This window comes from uncultured Roseibium sp., from assembly GCF_947494555.1.
In the GTDB taxonomy this organism is placed as follows: Bacteria; Pseudomonadota; Alphaproteobacteria; order Rhizobiales; family Stappiaceae; genus Roseibium.
Genome location: NZ_CANLVF010000019.1, coordinates 1 through 374 on the forward strand (window position 1 = coordinate 1; position 374 = coordinate 374).

Below are 374 nucleotides of genomic sequence, written 5' to 3' on the forward strand. Positions count from 1 at the left end.
CAATGGGGCTTTCCCACCTGGTTTGCCATTCTGGTCGCCTTCGCCGTGGCGCTCGCCATCGGCGCCCTCAACGGCTATCTGGTCGTCAAGACCGGCCTGCCCTCCTTCATCGTCACCCTGGCCTTCCTCTATATCTTGCGCGGCCTGACGATCTTCATTTCCATCGCCACCACCCGCAAGACCATCATCGGCGGCGTCAAGGATGCGGCCGAGGGCGATCCGATCGCCTGGATGTTCGGCGGCAAGGTCTTCAACTGGCTGTTTGTCTGGCTTGCTGATCTCGGCGTGGTCGGCACCTTCGTCGCCGGACCCAAGGCCGGCCAGCCGGTGGTCGAGGGCATTCCCATGCTGATGATCTGGGCCGTCATCCTGAT

1 pseudogene is annotated in these 374 nt (G+C 62.8%); it reads left to right on the forward strand.

Annotation, left to right across the window (positions count from 1 at the left end):
• Positions 1 to 374, forward strand: a pseudogene (locus tag Q0915_RS32045) (ABC transporter permease); the annotation flags it as partial.